This is a genomic window from Mycobacterium asiaticum (genome assembly GCF_001673315.1).
GTDB lineage: Bacteria > Actinomycetota > Actinomycetes > Mycobacteriales > Mycobacteriaceae > Mycobacterium > Mycobacterium asiaticum_B.
The window spans coordinates 1-16,698 of record NZ_LZLQ01000072.1 but is presented as its reverse complement, the minus strand read 5'-3'; the positions used below and the strand labels follow the sequence as shown (position 1 = coordinate 16,698).

Genomic DNA, 16,698 nt, shown 5'->3' with positions numbered 1-16,698 from the left:
ACCGTGCGCGACGCCATCGGCATCCTGCGTGAGTACGGCGTATCCCAGATGCCGGTGGCTGGGGCGGTGGCGGGTACGACCCGCCGGACGGCTGATCGGTCATGGGCTACCTTCCAGTGCGGACTAGCTGAACTAAGCCGCATACAGTACCTGAGCACCGAGGCCCAGGTCACAGCGATCAGCGTCGCCGGGTGCCTTCGGACAGGAAGCCCAACAGGTCGTAGCGGGTGATCACCCCGACGGGTTTGCCCTCATCGACTACGTGCCGGTGCTGGTGATCCTCGCCGTCGGTGTGGTGCTCGCCATCGTCGCGCCCGACGACTCGATCATCGGTGCGTTGGTGAACATGCTGGCCAACGCGGCGGTGGCGGCATACGTGGTCTGGAACTACGGCTACAAGCAGGGCACCACCGGATCGAGCATCGGCAAATCGGTGATGAAGTTCAAGGTGGTCAGCGAGGTCAGCGGCGAGCCGCTGGGCTTCGGGATGTCGCTGGTGCGCCAGATCGCGCACTTCGTCGACGCGATCATTTGCTACGTCGGGTTCCTGTTCCCGCTGTGGGACAAGAAGCGCCAGACGCTGGCCGACAAGATCATGACGACGGTCTGCCTGCCGCTCTAACCCGGTCATCGGCTGCCCGAGCCACTAGGCTGGCCGTCGATGACTGAAGACTTCACCCAGACCGGACTGGCTACCAGAGCGATCCACGCCGGATACCGGCCGGATCCGGCGACCGGAGTCGTCAACACCCCCATCTATGCCAGCAGCACGTTCGCCCAGGACGGTGTCGGCGGCTTGCGCGGCGGCTACGAATACGCGCGCACCGGCAACCCGACCCGTGCGGCGCTCGAGAATTCGCTGGCGGCAATGGAGGAGGGCGCGTTCGGCCGCGCATTCAGTTCCGGCATGGCCGCCACCGACTGCGTGCTGCGGTCGATCCTGCGCCCGGGTGACCACGTGGTGATACCCGACGACGCCTACGGAGGCACCTTCCGGTTGATCGACAAGGTCTTCACGCAGTGGGGCGTGCAGTACACGCCGGTGGCGCTGTCGGACCTGGACGCGGTGCGGTCGGCGATCACACCGCATACCCGGTTGATCTGGGTGGAGACGCCGACCAACCCGCTGCTGTCCATTGCCGACATCAGTGAGATATCTGCCATCGCCCAGCTGGGAGCTGATAGTGCCGCGAAAGTGTTGGTGGACAACACCTTTGCCTCACCCGCACTACAGCAGCCGCTGACCCTCGGCGCCGACATCGTCTTGCATTCGACCACCAAATACATCGGCGGCCACTCCGATGTCGTCGGTGGCGCCCTGGTCACCAACGACGAAGAGCTGGACCAGGCGTTCGCCTTCCTGCAGAACGGCGCGGGTGCGGTGCCGGGACCGTTCGACGCCTATCTGACCATCCGGGGGCTCAAGACGCTGGTGCTGCGGGTGCAGCGGCATAGCGAAAACGCTGCTGCCGTAGCACAATTCCTGTCCGAGCAGCCTTCGGTGAGTGCGGTGCTCTATCCGGGCCTGGCCAGCCACCCCGGCCACGCGGTGGCGGCTCGGCAGATGCGCGACTTCGGCGGCATGGTCTCGGTGCGGATGCGCGGCGGACGGGCCGCGGCCGAGAAACTGTGCGCCAACACCGAGATCTTCATTCTGGCCGAGTCGCTGGGCGGGGTGGAGTCGCTCATCGAGCATCCCAGTGCGATGACGCACGCCTCGACCGCTGGCTCGCAGTTGGAGGTGCCCGACGACCTCGTCCGGCTATCGGTCGGCATCGAGGACATCGGCGACCTGCTGGCCGACCTGGAGCAGGCGCTGAGCTGAGCGGCGGAGACGCAAAAGCCCTCGTTCCGGCACGAAACGGGGGCTTTCGGCGTTTGGGCGCTGACTCAGGAGTGGTACGGCTCCGCACTGACCAGCGTGACCTCGACGGTGTTGCCGCTGGGCACCTTGTAGGTGCGGGTCTCGCCGACCTTGGCGTCGATCAGCGCGCCGCCCAGGGGTGAATTGGGCGAGTAGACCTCGAGCTTGCCGTCGTTCACGCCCTCCTGGCGGGTAGCGATCAGGAAGGTCTCGGTGTCCGACTTGTCGCCGTTGTAGTAGACCTTCACCACCGACCCGGGCAGTGCGACGCCGGACTGCTTGGGCGCTTCGCCGACCTTGGCGTTGTTCAGCAGGTCCTGTAGTTGGCGGATGCGGGCCTCCTGCTGGCCCTGCTCCTCGCGGGCGGCGTGGTAGCCGCCGTTCTCGCGCAGATCGCCCTCTTCACGGCGATCGTTGATTTCGGCGGCGATCACCGGACGATTCGCGATCAGCTGGTCGAGCTCGGCCTTGAGTCGGTCATGTGACTCCTGGGTCAACCAGGTCACCTGAGTGTCCGTCATCTCGTGGCGCTCCTTGTGTGTCATTCGCGTAGCCGCGCAAGTATTGATCCCGCTGGCGGGTCCCACCCCCGGGTGCTGCCCCACAACGTTCCGGTCACGGCCTTAATGCAGCAATACACGGTCCCCGACCAGGACCGTGCATTCATATATGTTACCACCGCGCAAACAAACGATGACTCCATCGCCGCAGTTCGGCGATCGTTGTGCGGTCAGGACGGGCGCAGATAACCGGGCACGTCTGTGCCGCAGCCGTATACGTCCGCCATCACCGGCGGCTTGCTGGACTTCAGGGTCGTCGTCACCTGCACGGTGCCCTGATCGCCCGGGGGAACCAGGACTTCCCGCCGGCCGGTCTCGGTGCCGTCCTTGGCGCGCACCCGCACGATGCAATCCACCGGTCGGGAAGGGTCTTTTCGGGTGACGCTGATCGTCACCGACGCGGTCTCGTCGTCGATGACTTCATAGGCGGCCAGCGTGCCGGACACCGGGCTGGTGCCGATGCGCTGGTAGCCGAGGATCGCGATGCCGATACCGGCCGTCAGGACCAGTGCGGTCAGCCCGATGACGACGCGCCGCCGGGTTTTCCGGGACAGCCCGGCACGGCCATAACGCGCCTGCGGCCGCGCAGTGGGAGTCTCTGTCACGCCGTCAGTCATGCCCTCGGGATTTGTTGGGTAGTGGAGAACTGGAAGTATAGGGGGCACTCACAGGTCGGTGGGCGGCCAACGGACGGACGAGGGAGCACGTGAGCAAACTGCGATTGATGGCGGTGCATGCCCACCCCGACGACGAATCCAGCAAGGGTGCCGCGACCCTGGCCAAGTATGCCGACGAGGGCCACCGCGTCATGGTGGTGACGTTGACGGGCGGGGAACGCGGCGAGATCCTCAACCCGGCGATGGACCTGCCTGACGTGCGTGGACACATCCACGAGATCCGGCGCGACGAGATGGCCAAGGCGGCTGAAATCCTCGGCGTGGAGCACACCTGGCTGGGTTTCGTCGACTCCGGGCTGCCCAAGGGCGACCCACTGCCACCGCTGCCCGACGACTGCTTCGCGCTGGTACCGCTGGAGCGGTCCACCGAGGCGCTGGTCCGAGTGGTCCGGGAGTTCCGGCCGCACGTGATGATCACCTACGACGAGAACGGCGGCTACCCGCATCCCGACCACATCCGCTGCCACGAAGTGTCAGTCGCGGCCTACGAAGCGGCTGGAGACTATTGCCGCTTCCGGGATGCGGGCGAACCCTGGACCGTGTCGAAGCTGTACTACGTTCACGGGTTTCTCCGGGCCCGCATGCAGCTACTGCAGGACGAATTCGAAAAGCACGGCCAGAAAGGGCCGTTCGACAAGTGGCTCAAGCATTGGCTGCCCGAGCATGACCACTTTGAGAAGAGGGTGACGACCCGCGTCGAGTGCTCGGCGTATTTCGGCCAGCGCGACGACGCGTTGCTCGCCCACGCCACCCAGATCGACCCGAACGCCGAATTCTTCGCCGCCCCGATCTCGTGGCAGGAACGGTTGTGGCCGACCGAGGAGTTCGAGCTGGCGCGCTCGCACGTGCCGACGGCGTTGCCCGAGACCGACTTGTTCGAGGGGATCGAGGACCGGTGAATCACCTTCTACTCACCGTGATTGCTGAGGGCGGCACCAAGAACAATGGTCCCGACTTCGGCAAGGCCAGTCCCATCGGTCTGGTTGTCGTGGTGTTGCTGATCGTCGCGACCTTCTTTCTGGTGCGGTCGATGAACAAGCAACTGAAGAAGGTCCCTGAATCGTTCGACCCTCAGCATCCGGAGCCCGATCAGGCCGCCGACGACGGCACGGACGCGGTGAACGCGGTCGACCCGGACCGCCCTGGTCCCGGCGGCAACGGTGCTGCCCGACCGCCGGGATCCGCTCATGAGCCCGGCTGAGGAGTCCGGCACCAATACCCTCGGGCTGGCCACCAGCCCGTACCTGCGTCAGCACGCCGACAACCCGGTGCACTGGCAGCAATGGACGCCCCAGGCGCTGGCCGACGCTGTGGCCCGCGACGTGCCGATCCTGCTGTCCGTCGGTTACGCCGCCTGCCACTGGTGTCACGTGATGGCCCACGAGTCGTTCGAGGACGACGAGGTGGCCGCCGCGATGAACGCCGGTTTCGTGTGCATCAAGGTGGACCGCGAGGAGCGGCCCGACATCGACGCGGTCTACATGAACGCCACCGTCGCGTTGACCGGTCAGGGTGGCTGGCCCATGACGTGCTTCTTGACTCCGGACGGCAGGCCGTTCTTCTGCGGCACCTACTACCCCAAAGACAGCTTCCTGCAACTGCTCGCGGCCATCACCGAGACGTGGCGGGACCGCCGAAATGAGGTCGAGGAGGCCTCGGACCAGATTGCGGGTGAACTGCGCTCGATGGCATCAGGACTGCCCGGCGGCGGTCCCGAGATCGCACCCGGTTTATGCGACCACGCCGTCGCCGCCGTGCTGCGCGACCAGGACACCACGCACGGCGGTTTCGGCACCGCACCCAAATTCCCGCCGTCGGCACTGCTGGAGGCGTTGCTGCGCAACTACGAGCGCACCGGGTCCGCGGCGGTGCTGCAGGCGGTGACCCGCGCTGGCAACGCGATGGCCCGCGGCGGCATGTACGACCAGCTGGCCGGCGGCTTCGCCCGCTACAGCGTGGACAACGCCTGGGTGGTGCCGCACTTCGAGAAGATGCTCTACGACAACGCGCTGCTGCTGCGCGGGTACGCCCACTGGGCACGCCGGACCGGTGATCCGCTGGCGCGGCGCGTCACCGCGCAGACGGCGCGGTTTCTGCTCGATGATCTGGCCGACGGCGACCTGTTCACCTCGTCGCTGGATGCCGACGCCGACGGCAGCGAGGGATCCACCTATGTGTGGACGCCGGCGCAGTTGAACGACGCGCTTGGTGTCGACGACGGACGTTGGGCGGCGACGGTTTTCGGTGTGACCCGGTCAGGAACCTTCGAGCACGGGAGCTCGGTGCTGCAGTTGCGCGAAGATCCTGAGGACAGACAGCGGCTGGACCGGGTTCGTGCCACCCTGCTGAGCGCGCGGCGAGTCCGGGTCCAGCCCGGCCGTGACGACAAGGTGGTCACGTCCTGGAACGGGCTGGCGGTCACCGCTCTCGCCGAAGCCAGCGTGACACTGGATGATTCAGACTTGGCTGAGGCTGCACGTAAATGCGCGACCGCGCTGCTGGACCGCCATGTCGTCGACGGGAGGCTGCGACGTGTGAGTCTGGGCGGGGTGGTCGGCGACAGCGCGGCCATTCTGGAGGACTACGCGATGCTGGCAACCGGGTTGCTGGCGCTGTACCAGCTGAGCCCGGAGGACTACTGGCTCACCGCGGCCACCGGCCTGCTGGATACCGCCGTGCGTCACTTCAGTGATCCGCAGCGGGCCGGGCGCTGGTACGACACCGCCGACGACGCCGAACAGCTCGTGGCGCGGCCTGCCGACCCGTTGGATGGGGCGACGCCCTCGGGGGCGTCGTCGATCGCCGAGGCGCTGCTGACGGCCGCGCACCTGGTGGACGGCGCGCGCGCCGAACGGTACCTGCAGCTGGTCGGCTCCACGCTGGCGGCGCACTCGGTGCTGCTGGCCCGCGCGCCGCGTTCGGCCGGGCATTGGCTCGCGGTGGCTGAAGCCGCGGTGCGCGGGCCGCTGCAGATCGCGGTCGTCTGCGGCGGAGGGTCCTCGCTGCTGACCGAGGCTCGGCGGCTGGCGCCCGGCGGGGCGATCGTGGTTGGCGGCCCGGCGGATTCGTCGACGTTGCTGGCCGGGCGCACCCTGGTGGGTGACGCTGACGCGGCCTATGTGTGCCGCGGGCGGATTTGCGACTTGCCGGTCACCACCGCGGACCAACTCGCGGCCGCGCTGGGACCCCTCACCCAGCTCTAACCAGCTCTAGAAGACCACGAACCACATGGCGATGTAGTGGCATATCGCCGCAACCGCCGTGCACGCGTGGAAGAACTCGTGATAGCCGAACGTCGACGGCCACGGGTCGGGCCACTTCAGCGCGTAAAGAATCCCGCCGATGCTGTACAGGGCGCCGCCGACGAACAGCAGCACCATCGCCGTCACGCCGGCGTTGTGCAGGATCGTCCCGGTGTACCAGACGGCGACCCAGCCCAGGAGGATATAGAGCGGCACGCCGACCCAGCGCGGAGCCGACGGCCAGAGCATCTTCAACAGGATTCCGCCGGCGGCGCCGCCCCACACGATCCACAACATCAATCTCGCCGCATCCGGCGGCAGGGCCAGCAGCGCGAAGGGGGTGTAGCTGCCGGCGATGAACACGAAGATCATCGAGTGGTCGGCGCGCTTCATCCACTTCCGCGTGGTGGCGGACTTCCAGTTCACCCGGTGGTAGGTCGCACTGACGGTGAACATGATGATGGTGGCGAACGTGTACAGCATGGTCGCCAGGCCGGCCTTGGTGGAGTCGACCGCCCACGACACCGCGACCAGGGACGCGCCCGCGAAAACGGCGGCGCCGGCTGAGTACACGTGAATCCAGCCCCGGAAGCGGGGCTTGGTCAATACCTTTGCGACGCCCTCGGCGATCTTCTCGCCCGCGGTGTGGTCGGCATCGGTAGGCGCAGAGCCGCGCTCGGCGGCCTGGTCCGCGTTGGTGAGCGTGCTGGTCTGGCTGCTCATCTGTGTGGTGACTCCATCTAGTGAATACCGGTGCTTGGTCCAGTTGCTTGGTCCAGTTGGTGGTCCGAGAAGACCTTGAAATTAGGTTAGCGGGACTGTCTGAAATTCGGCTGAGCGACGTGGCGTGAGATTGCCCAGAATCGGGACCGGTAATCGGCCTTGATCACAGTAGGGTTGATCTCCGTGGAGATCATCCCGCCGAGGCTCAAGGAGCCGTTGTACCGGCTCTACGAGCTGCGTCTACGGCAGGGTTTGGCCGCCACCAGGTCTGAGCTGCCGCGCCACATCGCGGTGTTGTGCGACGGGAATCGCCGCTGGGCGCGCAGTCTTGGGTACGACGACGTCAGCGTCGGCTACCGCATGGGTGCCGTCAAGATCGCCGAGATGCTGCGGTGGTGCCAGGAAGCCGGCATCGAAATGACGACCATCTACCTGCTTTCCACCGAGAATCTGCAGCGTGACGCCGACGAGCTGGGCGCGCTGATCGAGATCATCACCGACGTGGTGGAGGAGATCTGTGCACCGGCTAACCGGTGGAGCGTTCGAACCGTCGGCGACCTCGAGCTACTGGGCGAGGAACCGGCCCGCCGGGTGCGCGGCGCGGTGGACTCCACCCCGCAGAACGCGGCGTTCCATGTCAACGTGGCGGTCGGCTACGGCGGCCGTCGGGAAATTGTGGACGCCGTCCGTGCGCTGCTGGGCAAGCAACTCGCAGACGGCGCCACCGCCGAGGAACTCATCGAGGCGGTCACCGTCGAAGGAATTTCGGAAAACCTTTATACGTCCGGGCAGCCCGATCCCGACTTGGTGATCCGCACGTCGGGGGAGCAGCGGCTGTCCGGCTTCCTGTTGTGGCAGAGCGCCTACTCGGAGATGTGGTTCACCGAGGCTCACTGGCCGGCATTTCGCCGTGTCGATTTCCTGCGGGCACTGCGCGACTACAGCATGCGGAATCGGCGATACGGCCGCTGACCCGTCCGCGGGCCGTGCCTGCGCAATCGGCGATACGGCCGCTGGCCCGCCCGCGGGCTGTGGTGCAGCAGGCACCGCCCGTGTGACACTCCCGACGAGAAATGTCACGTTCAGTGTGACAAAACTTGTCTTCACGACTGGCGTTTAGGCGCGTCAGCAAATCTTGCACTTAAATGCCAAATTCGGCAGCCAGCTCTTAGCGCGGCTAAACATACTTAAAATTACTTAAATATTCACTTACGCTAGCGTCAGCAAGGAACGACTGCTCCACAGGCGTAAAACAACTCGAAATCCTCTGTATCACAACAGATTTCAATTTGCACCAGAGTTATTGTATTAATGTCAACAGTCTGACCGACGCGTATGAGTTCTTCTAAAAGGGCTTATAAAAATCCAGCAAAGCTTCGGCTAAGGGACGTCAGATGGGCGCCGAGATGCAGTCTCAGAAAATTGAAGAAATTTCTGTTGTCAGTTCTGGCTATTCCGTCCCCGTGCCATGTACATTCCCCATTCGAGTGACCCCCATCGGCCATGAACCACAGGAGTTTCAGCGATGTCGTATTTGGTGGCTGCCCCGGACCTGCTCGCTGCTGCGGCGGCGAACTTGGAGAGTCTGGGCACGTCGATCAGCACCGCCCATGGTGCGTGGGCCGGCCCGATAGCGACGTTGTTGCCGGCGGCTCGTGACGAGGTTTCGGCGGCCATCGCCGCGCTGTTCGGTACGCACGCGCAGAGCTACCAGGCGCTGAGTTCCGAAGCCGAGGCCTTCCACCAACAGTTCGTCCGAGCCCTGACATCCGCGGGGAACGCCTATGCCACCGCCGAGACGCTCAACGCCTCGCCGCTGCAGGCGGTCACGGACCTGATCAACGCGCCGTCTCAGGCGTTGTTCCAGCGTCCGTTGATCGGCAACGGCGTCGACGGTGCAGCGGGGAGCGGAGCCAATGGCGGCGCCGGCGGGCTGCTGTGGGGCAACGGCGGAGCGGGCGGATCAGGTGCAGCTGGGCAGGCCGGCGGGGCCGGTGGAGCAGCCGGGTTCTTCGGTAACGGCGGTGTGGGCGGTGCCGGCGGAGCGGGCGCAAACGGTGGTAGCGGCGGGTCCGGAGGGATCCTGTTCGGCAATGGCGGTATGGGTGGCGCCGGTGGTATCGGCGCCGCTGCCGGCCTGACTGGTGGTGCGGGCGGCATCGGCGGCAACGCCGGCCTGTTCGGCGCCGGCGGCACCGGTGGCGCCGGCGGTGTGGGCGGTGCGGGCGATCTACTCTCCGGCACCAACGCCGGTGACGGTGGCGTCGGTGGTAGGGGCGGCAACGGGGGCGCGATCTTGAGCACCGCCGGGGCCGGCGGCATCGGTGGCGCCGGTGGTGCCGGCTACACCGGCGCGGAAGCCGCCCCAGGCTTGACAGGTGGCACCGGCGGCAACGGCGGCAATGGTGGCGCCGGTGGCGCCGCCGGTGGCACCGGCATGTTCGGAGCCGGTGCCGCTGGCGGCCAGGGTGGCGCGGCCGGACTCGGCGGTGACGGCGGCGCAGGTGGCGGGGGTGAAATCGGAAACATCCACGGTGGCGCCGGCGGGCAGGGCGGGAATCCCGGTGTTGGCGGTGTGGGTGGCGCGGGCTCCTTGGGCGCGGCCAACGGCGCGACTGGGGCCGCGGCGACCAGCGGCGGCAACGGTGGAGCCGGCGGCGCGGGTCTCACCGCCGCGACCGGCTCGAACACCGCCGGCGGCAACGGTGGCGCGGGTGGAAACGCCGGCGCGGTCGGACACGGCGGTATCGGTGGCGCCGGTGGCGCCGGTGACGGCAGCGGTGCCGGTGGGAACGGCGGCACTGGCGGCGTGGGCAGGGTCGGCGGAACCGGTGGTGCCGGCGGCGACGGCGGCGTGACCGGCAACGGAGGCCATGGCGGTGCCGGTGGTGCCGGAGTGGTCGGTGCCGCAGGCGCGAACGGTGCTACCCCGGGTGCCGCAGGCGGCACGGGCGCGGTCGGTGGTACCGGTGGCCTCGGTGGATCCGGTGGCCGCGGCGGTGCTGTATCGGGCAACGGTGGAAACGGTGGCGCCGGCGGCGTCGGCGGTCTCGGTGGTGCGGGCGGCGCCGGAGCCACCGGGGCCGATGCAACCGTCGCGGGAGCCACCGGCGGAACCGGCGGGCTGGGTGGCTCTGGCGGTACCGGTGGTCACGGCGGTGCCGGCGGAGCCGGAGGCGTCGCGCTGGGCAGTGGTACCGGTGGCGTCACCGGCACCGGCGGTGCCGGTGGTAACGGTGGCGCGGCCGGTATCGGCGGCGACGGCGGGGTCGGCGGTGCCGGCAATGCCAACGTTCGCAATGGCGGTACCGGCGGCCAGGGTGGCAACCCCGGCTTCGGCGGAGCCGGCGGCGCCGGCGGCGTGAACGGTGCCGGAACCAGCGTCGCCACCTCCGGTTCGACGGGCACGGCAGCGATGACCGGCGGAAACGGCGGCTCTGGTGGCGCCGGCTGGAACGCCACCACCCCTGGTGCTCATGGTGGTGACGGCGGGCGCGGCGGTGCCGGCGGTCGCGTCGGAAACGGCGGCGCGGGTGGTGCCGGCGGTAATGGCGCCATTGGTGCCACCGGTACCGACCCGACCCAAAGCGGTGGTGCCGGCGGGACCGGTGGCAACGGCGGTCACGGCGGCGACGGCGGTTCGGCCGGGACCAGCGCCGGCTTCGGCGGGGCCGGCGGGCAGGGCGGCATTGGCGGGCAGGGCGGCACCGGCGCAGTGGGCGCTGACGCAGCGAACCCGTCCCAGATCGCCGGAACCGGTGGCGTCGGTGGTGCTGGTGGGCAAGGCGGCGATGGTGGTAAGGGCGGCAACGCACCCAACCCGAACGGTGACCTGGGCGTCGGCGGCAACGGCGGTGCCGGCGGTGCGGCCGGGCTGGGCGGAAACGGTGGTCATGGTGCCCACGGCACCGTCGACAGCATCCACGGCGGCGCGGGCGGGCTCGGCGGCGATCCCGGGACCGGAGGTGCCGGTGGTACCGGCGGTGCCGGCAGCGCCTTTGGTGGCGACGGAGCTACCGGCGCTGCGGCGACCAACGGCGGTGATGGTGGAGCCGGTGGCGACGGGTATGACGCCACGACAGGCACGGTGACTGGCGCAGCGGGCGGTAACGGCGGTACCGGCGGCGCAGGTGGCCGGGTCGGCAGCGGCGGTGCCGGCGGTGCCGGCGGTGACGGTGCTAACGGCGCCCAAGGCGACACCGGGGAGACAGGTCTGGTCGGTGGGACCGGGCAGGCCGGTGGGGTGGGTGGACACGGCGGCGCTGGTGGTGCGGCCGGTTCGATGGCTGGTAACGGTGGAATCGGTGGTGCCGGCGGCGTCGGCGGTACCGGTGGCGTGGGTGGCACCGGCGGTGTCGGTGAGGCGGGTCCGGATGGCGGTGGTACCGGCGGTGTCGGCGGTCAGGGCGGTGTCGGCGGCGTTGGGGGTGCCGGCGGAAACGGTGGCCTCGGTGGCGCGTCCTCGAAGGGCACCGCGGGTGCGCTCGGCGCAGGCGGCTCGGGTGGTAACGGTGGTGCCGCCGGTATCGGCGGTACCGGTGGTGTCGGCGGCGACGGCAACTCGGGCAGCATCGACGGCGGTATCGGCGGCCAGGGCGGTAACCCCGGCACCGGTGGCGCCGGCGGGCTGAAGGGCACCGGCGCCACCGGCACCGGTGCTAACGGGGGTACCGGTGCCGCGGCTACCCACGGTGGCGACGGCGGCGTCGGTGGCCAGGGCTATGCCGCCGATGCCGGCTCGAACGCAAACGGTGGTGTCGGTGGTGCGGGCGGTGCCGGCGGTGTGCTCGGTAGCGGCGGTGCCGGCGGCCACGGCGGCGCCGGTGATGGGACCGGCGCCGGTGGCGCGGGCGGTCACGGTGGCATCAGCGGAGCGCAGGCCGGCGACGGTGGCGAGGGCGGCACCGGTGGTGCCGGCGGCGAAACGGGTAGCGGTGGCATCGGCGGGGAGGGTGGCCTCGGCCAGTCCTCGGCGGGTATCGGCGGTGCCGGAGGTCATGGCGGTGCCGGCGGGACGACCTCTGGTGACGGTGGTGCCGGCGGGCACGGTGGCGACGGTAAGGCCGGCGGCGGTGCCGGCGGTCATGGTGGCGACGCCGGAAAGAGCGGCAACGGTGGAGCAGGCGGTGCCGGTGGTGACGGTCTGCTGGGCAAGGCTGGTGCGGTCGGGGTCGGCTCGGGTGGCAATGGTGGCGCCGGAGTTGCCGGCGGCTTCGGCGGTGCCGGCGGCCACGGTGGTGCCGGCGGCACGGTGTCAGGTGACGGCGGCGCCGGCGGTACTGGGGGCGCCGGCGCACAAGGCGGAACGGGTGGTCTCGGCGCGAACTCGACGAACCCGAACACCGCCGGCGGTGCAGGTGGTGCAGGTGGCGCAGGTGGCGAGGGCGGTGCCGGCGGTAACGGTGGCGCTACCACGGCAGGCGTCGTGGGTGCTGCGGGAGACGGCGGCGCCGGCGGGGCGTCCGGTTTGGGCGGTAACGGCGGCCGCGGCGCCGACGGCACCGCGGGCAACCTCAACGCCAGCAATGGTGGCAAGGGCGGCGACTCCGGCGTTGCCGGGACCGGCGGCGCGGCAGGCACCGGTTCGACCACCGGGAACAACGGTGCGAACGGCCTCGCGGCTACCAGCGGCGGCGACGGCGGTGACGGCGGTAACGGCTTCAACGCCGGTGCTCTGACCAACGGTTCGAACGGCGGCAACGGGGGCGCCGGTGGTGCCGGCGGAAACGTCGGCAAGGGCGGTAACGGCGGTAGCGGTGGCCACGGCGCAACCGGCACCACCGGTGGCAGCGGTGGCACGGGAGCGGATGGCGTCGGTGGCGGCGCCGGTGGTCAGGGTGGCAACGGCGGCGCCGGTGGTGCCGGCGGATCGATCTCCGGCGACGCGGGTAACGGTGGCAGCGCCGGCCACGGCGGCCAGGGCGGCCAGGGCGGTAACGGTGGGACAGGAATTAGCTCCGGTGTCGCCAACGGATTCGGTGGCACCGGCGGTAAGGCTGGCGCCGGCGGCCAAGGCGGCCAAGGCGGCAACGGTGGCGCCGCCGGCAGCGCCACGGTCGGCAACGACGGCACCGCGGGTAGTGCCGGTAACGGCGGCAACGGTGGAAACGCTGGGACGGCCGGTAACGGCGGAAGCGGCACGGGCAACCGGACCAACGGTGGTCTCGGCGGTAACGGTGCCGCCGGTGGCGCCGGTGGCGCCGGCGGGACTGGTGGTGCCGGTACCACGAACTCGAACGGCGCCGCAGGCGGTAACGGCGGGCAAGGTGGCGTCGGATCCAGCGGCGGGACTGGCGGTGCCGCCACCGGCACCACGGGTGGTGCGGGCGGCAGCGGTGGCACGGCGGGTGCCGGTGGCACCGGTGGTAACGCGGGTGCCGGTGGTACAGGCAACTCCGGTGGCAACGCAGGAACCGCCGGTGACGGTGGTGCCGGCGGCGCAGGCGGTAACGGGGCCACGGGTGGCAACGGTCAGAACACCAACACGGCGGCCAGCAGGGATGCCCGAAACGGCGGCGCCGGTGGCGGGGGTGGTGCTGGCGGTGCCGGTGGCAACGGCGCGGCCGGCGGTACCGCTACCGGCGGCGGCACCAACGGCGCCGCAAGTGCCGGTGGCGACGGCGGTGCCGGCGGTAAGGGCGGAGACGGCGGTACCGGTGGCCTTGGCGGCACCCCGACCAGCGGTACCAATGCCGGCGGCCTCGGCGGCAACGGTGGCACCAGCGGTTCCGGCGGTGCCGGTGGCGCCGGCGGCAACGGCGGGGCCGGAACCGACACCACCGCAGGCGCAGCCGGTGGTAATGGCGGTCAGGGCGGCTCAGGCGGCCAGTCAGGTGCTGGCGGCAACGGCGGTGCCGCTAAGGGCACCGCGCTCGGTGGCAACGGCGGCAATGCCGGCGCGGCCGGCTCGGGCGGCGTCGGTGGTGCCGGCGGTGACGGCGGCGCCGGCAACGGCGGCGGCGTAGGTGGCAACGCCGGCAACTCGGGTAATGGCGGGCAGGGCGGTGTCGGTGGCAACGGTGGTGCGCCGAACACCGGCACCACTGGCGGCCAGGCCGGCAATGGGGGTGCCGGCGGCGACGGCGCCGACCACGCGACCGGAGGCACTGGCGGCGCGGGCCTCGGCGGCGGTCTCGACGGTGGGTCGGGACTCGACGGGGCCGTCGGTACCGGTGGCGGCGGCGGTGCGGCGGGCACTCCCGGCGCCAACGCCGCCCCCGGTACTGCGGGGAGCCCCGGCTCGAACGGCACGTAAGAACCCAACCTGGCCTACCCGGTAATACTCCACACACGTCGAACAGCGGTCGTCTGAAGCGATCGTCTGCAATGTAAGGAAAAGGATTGAGCCGGTGAGTTTCCTGACTTTGCCCCCTGAGATCAACTCGCTGAACATGTTGGTCGGGGCGGGTTCGGCGCCGATGGCGTCGGTGGCGTCGGCGTGGGATGGCTTGGCGTCCGAGCTGGGCTCGGCGTCGTCGTTCTTCGAGGCGGTGACCTCGGGTCTGGTCAACGGTGCTTGGCAGGGTCCGGCTGCGGCGTCGATGGCGGCGGCGGCCTCGCCCTATGCGGCCTGGTTGAGTGCCGCGGGAATAGCGGCCGAGGAGGCGGCTTCGCAGGCCCGGGTGGTGGTGTCCGCTTTCGAGACCGCGCGGTCGATGATCGTGCATCCGGCGCTGATCGCCGGTAATCGCAAGTCGCTGGTGCGGCTTGCGGTTTCGAACCTGTTCGGGCAGAACTGGCCGGCGATTGCAGCGGCAGAGGCGGCCTACGAGGAGTTTTGGGCTCAGGACATCGTGGCAATGCTGGGCTACCACGGTGGCGCTTCGGCTGCCGCCGCGGCGTTGACGCCGTTTGCCAAGGTCCCGTTGAGTGGTGCGGGCGGTGCGGGTGGCTTCGTCAAAGCGGTGGTGGCCGAGTTGTCGGGTCTGGCCGGGGGTTTGAACCCTGGCGCGCTCAAGGCGGGCGTGGGTGCGATCAGCACCAGGTTGAGCAGTTTGTTGGGTGGGTTCAACCTGGCCGGTGTCTTGCGTCAGTTGCAGCAGGGTACCGGCGGTTTGGCGAACCTTCGCCTGCATGAGCTGGGCGGCGTGCCGACCGGGGGCGCGACCGCGGCCAGCGGTTGGGGGTCGTTCGGGCGCGACGGATTCGGATCGGGTCTGTGGGGCCGTCTCGGCGGTTCGGGTGCCGGTCTGCAGGCGTTTGTGGCGAGTCTGTCCGGTTCCGGGGGGCTGAACAGCCTGCTCAACAGCGCGACGGTGACAAGCGCTTTAACCGGTGCGCTGAGCAGCCCGACGGTTACCAGTTTGTTGAGCAGTCCGACGGTGAGCAATTTGTTGAGCAGCCCTGCCGTCAGCAACCTGCTGCGTAGTTCGCCGGTAAGCAGCCTTTTGAACAACCCGGCTATCAGCAGTCTGTTGAGCGGGAGTCTGTCGGCCAAGCTGAACGGTTTGCTGAGCGTGCACCCCGGCTCGGCGGAAGCGATCGCCGCCGACATCTTCGGTAATACCGGCACCGGCAATATCGGGTTCGGCAACACCGGGGATAACAACGTCGGGTTCTTCAACACGGGTGACGGCAACGTCGGTATCGGCAACTCGGGTTTTGACCTGCGTGGCTTTATGAATTCCGGGGTGGGCAACTCTGGGTTGTTCAATACCGGCAGTTACAACACCGGTATCGGCAACGCGGGCACCGGTAACACCGGCTTGTTCAATCCCGGCGATTTCAATACCGGTATCGGTAACCGCGGCAGCTATAACACGGGAAGTTTCAACGAGGGCAGCTTCAACAGCGGTGACTTCAACTCCGGTGACACCAATACCGGGTGGTTCAATACCGGCAACCTCAACACCGGTATCGGTAACTCCGGTGACATCAACACCGGTATCGGCAACTCCGGCAACATGAACAACGGGATGTTCGTCCGGGGCGACGCCCAGGGCATGACGGGTGTTTCCTACTCGATCCACATCAATCAGATTCCCGTGGACTTCGGCATGCGATTCCCGGTGAACACGACGATTTCCGGTGGCACATTCGACATCACCACTCTGCCGTTCAACATCGGCGCTATCAATATGGGCGCTCTCAGCAACACGTCCGGCACCATCGGCCCCATCAGCGTTCCGACCATAACGATCAGCGGACCGCGGCTGCACTTCACAGTCGGCGGTCCGGGATACACCACGTACGGCAGCATCTCCGGCACCGTCGGCCCGATCGATATTCCGTTGTTCTCGATCCCGGCGGGCCCAGGCATCGGCAATACATCGGCCGTCCCGTCGTCGGGATTCTTCAATAGCGGCTCGGGTGGCTCGTCGGGCTTCTTCAACATGGGTGCGGGCAGTTCCGGGTGGCAGAACTTGGGGCTGGGTGTCTCGGGTGTGGGCAACGTGGGCGATCTGGCGTCAGGCATGCGCAACCTGGGCAACAGCATCTCGGGCATGTTCAACGTGAGTTCGTTGGACGCGGCGCAGGCGGCGGTCGTCTCTGGCGTCGGCAATGTCGGCAACCAGGTTTCGGGGTTCTTCCACAATGCGGTGAGCGACTTCACCACCTTCAGCATCGGCTTGGGCAACCAGGGTGGGCTGAATGTGGGCGGGGGCAATATCGGGGAGTTGAACTTCGGCTTC

Annotated in this window: 10 protein-coding genes and 3 pseudogenes; 9 read left to right on the top strand and 4 right to left on the bottom strand. The window is 68.7% G+C overall.

The window, feature by feature from the left end; genetic code table 11:
* Positions 1-66, top strand: a pseudogene (locus A5636_RS27855) (hypothetical protein); the annotation flags it as partial.
* Positions 67-178: 112 nt separating this feature from the next.
* Here the strand turns inward: A5636_RS27855 and A5636_RS26115 are convergent.
* Positions 179-262, bottom strand: a pseudogene (locus tag A5636_RS26115) (hypothetical protein); the annotation flags it as partial.
* On the opposite strand from A5636_RS26115, the pseudogene A5636_RS11180 reads away from it, so the two are divergent.
* Together A5636_RS11180 and A5636_RS11175 are read left to right on the top strand one after the other, a co-directional pair.
* Positions 251-622, top strand: a pseudogene (locus tag A5636_RS11180) (RDD family protein); the annotation flags it as partial. The pseudogenes A5636_RS26115 and A5636_RS11180 overlap by 12 nt on opposite strands.
* Before the next feature lie 39 nt (positions 623-661).
* Complete coding sequence (locus A5636_RS11175; protein ID WP_065158703.1) at positions 662-1,825, top strand: cystathionine gamma-synthase; 1,164 nt, start codon at positions 662-664, stop codon at positions 1,823-1,825.
* A gap of 65 nt (positions 1,826-1,890) precedes the next feature.
* Here A5636_RS11175 and greA read toward each other — a convergent pair whose 3' ends face one another.
* Entirely contained in the window at positions 1,891-2,385 is a 495-nt protein-coding gene (gene greA, locus A5636_RS11170; RefSeq protein WP_065158705.1) for a transcription elongation factor GreA, read from the bottom strand.
* Between the two features lie 209 nt (positions 2,386-2,594).
* On the bottom strand, positions 2,595-3,029 hold the full coding sequence (locus A5636_RS11165; RefSeq protein ID WP_155763756.1) for a DUF4307 domain-containing protein: 435 nt from the start codon (positions 3,027-3,029) through the stop codon (positions 2,595-2,597).
* Between the two features lie 101 nt (positions 3,030-3,130).
* Between A5636_RS11165 and mca the strand changes: the two genes are divergently transcribed.
* Genes mca through A5636_RS11150 form a run of 3 tightly spaced genes read left to right on the top strand, consistent with a single transcriptional unit; the run spans position 3,131 to position 6,304 of the window.
* A complete protein-coding gene (gene mca, locus A5636_RS11160) occupies positions 3,131-4,000 on the top strand; it encodes a mycothiol conjugate amidase Mca (protein ID WP_065158701.1) in 870 nt (289 codons plus the stop codon).
* The gene (locus tag A5636_RS11155) at positions 3,997-4,302 is read left to right on the top strand and encodes a hypothetical protein (RefSeq protein ID WP_065158700.1); all 306 of its coding nucleotides are present in this window, start codon (positions 3,997-3,999) and stop codon (positions 4,300-4,302) included. Before mca ends, A5636_RS11155 begins: the two co-directional genes overlap by 4 nt.
* Positions 4,289-6,304 (top strand): thioredoxin domain-containing protein, encoded by a 2,016-nt coding sequence (locus tag A5636_RS11150; RefSeq protein WP_065158704.1) that lies wholly within the window; start codon positions 4,289-4,291, stop codon positions 6,302-6,304. Before A5636_RS11155 ends, A5636_RS11150 begins: the two co-directional genes overlap by 14 nt.
* A gap of 6 nt (positions 6,305-6,310) precedes the next feature.
* Here A5636_RS11150 and trhA read toward each other — a convergent pair whose 3' ends face one another.
* A complete protein-coding gene (gene trhA / locus A5636_RS11145; RefSeq protein WP_065158699.1) occupies positions 6,311-7,066 on the bottom strand; it encodes a PAQR family membrane homeostasis protein TrhA in 756 nt (251 codons plus the stop codon).
* 183 nt (positions 7,067-7,249) lie between these two features.
* Between trhA and A5636_RS11140 the strand changes: the two genes are divergently transcribed.
* From A5636_RS11140 to A5636_RS11130, 3 genes are all read left to right on the top strand, one after another.
* Positions 7,250-8,038 (top strand): (2Z,6E)-farnesyl diphosphate synthase, encoded by a 789-nt coding sequence (locus A5636_RS11140; RefSeq protein ID WP_065158698.1) that lies wholly within the window; start codon positions 7,250-7,252, stop codon positions 8,036-8,038.
* 553 nt (positions 8,039-8,591) lie between these two features.
* Positions 8,592-14,321: a PE family protein gene (locus A5636_RS11135; RefSeq protein ID WP_065158697.1), complete on the top strand. Its 5,730-nt coding sequence runs from the start codon at positions 8,592-8,594 to the stop codon at positions 14,319-14,321.
* A gap of 94 nt (positions 14,322-14,415) precedes the next feature.
* The coding region (locus A5636_RS11130) for a PPE family protein (RefSeq protein ID WP_155763755.1) at positions 14,416-16,698 on the top strand (2,283 nt) is incomplete at its 3' end.

Coding starts and splice junctions, on each gene's coding strand:
- A5636_RS11175 (WP_065158703.1), top strand. CDS start 662: ATGACTGAAGACTTCACCCAGACCGGACTGGCTACCAGAGCGATCCAC.
- greA (WP_065158705.1), bottom strand. CDS start 2,385: ATGACGGACACTCAGGTGACCTGGTTGACCCAGGAGTCACATGACCGA.
- A5636_RS11150 (WP_065158704.1), top strand. CDS start 4,289: ATGAGCCCGGCTGAGGAGTCCGGCACCAATACCCTCGGGCTGGCCACC.
- trhA (WP_065158699.1), bottom strand. CDS start 7,066: ATGAGCAGCCAGACCAGCACGCTCACCAACGCGGACCAGGCCGCCGAG.
- A5636_RS11135 (WP_065158697.1), top strand. CDS start 8,592: ATGTCGTATTTGGTGGCTGCCCCGGACCTGCTCGCTGCTGCGGCGGCG.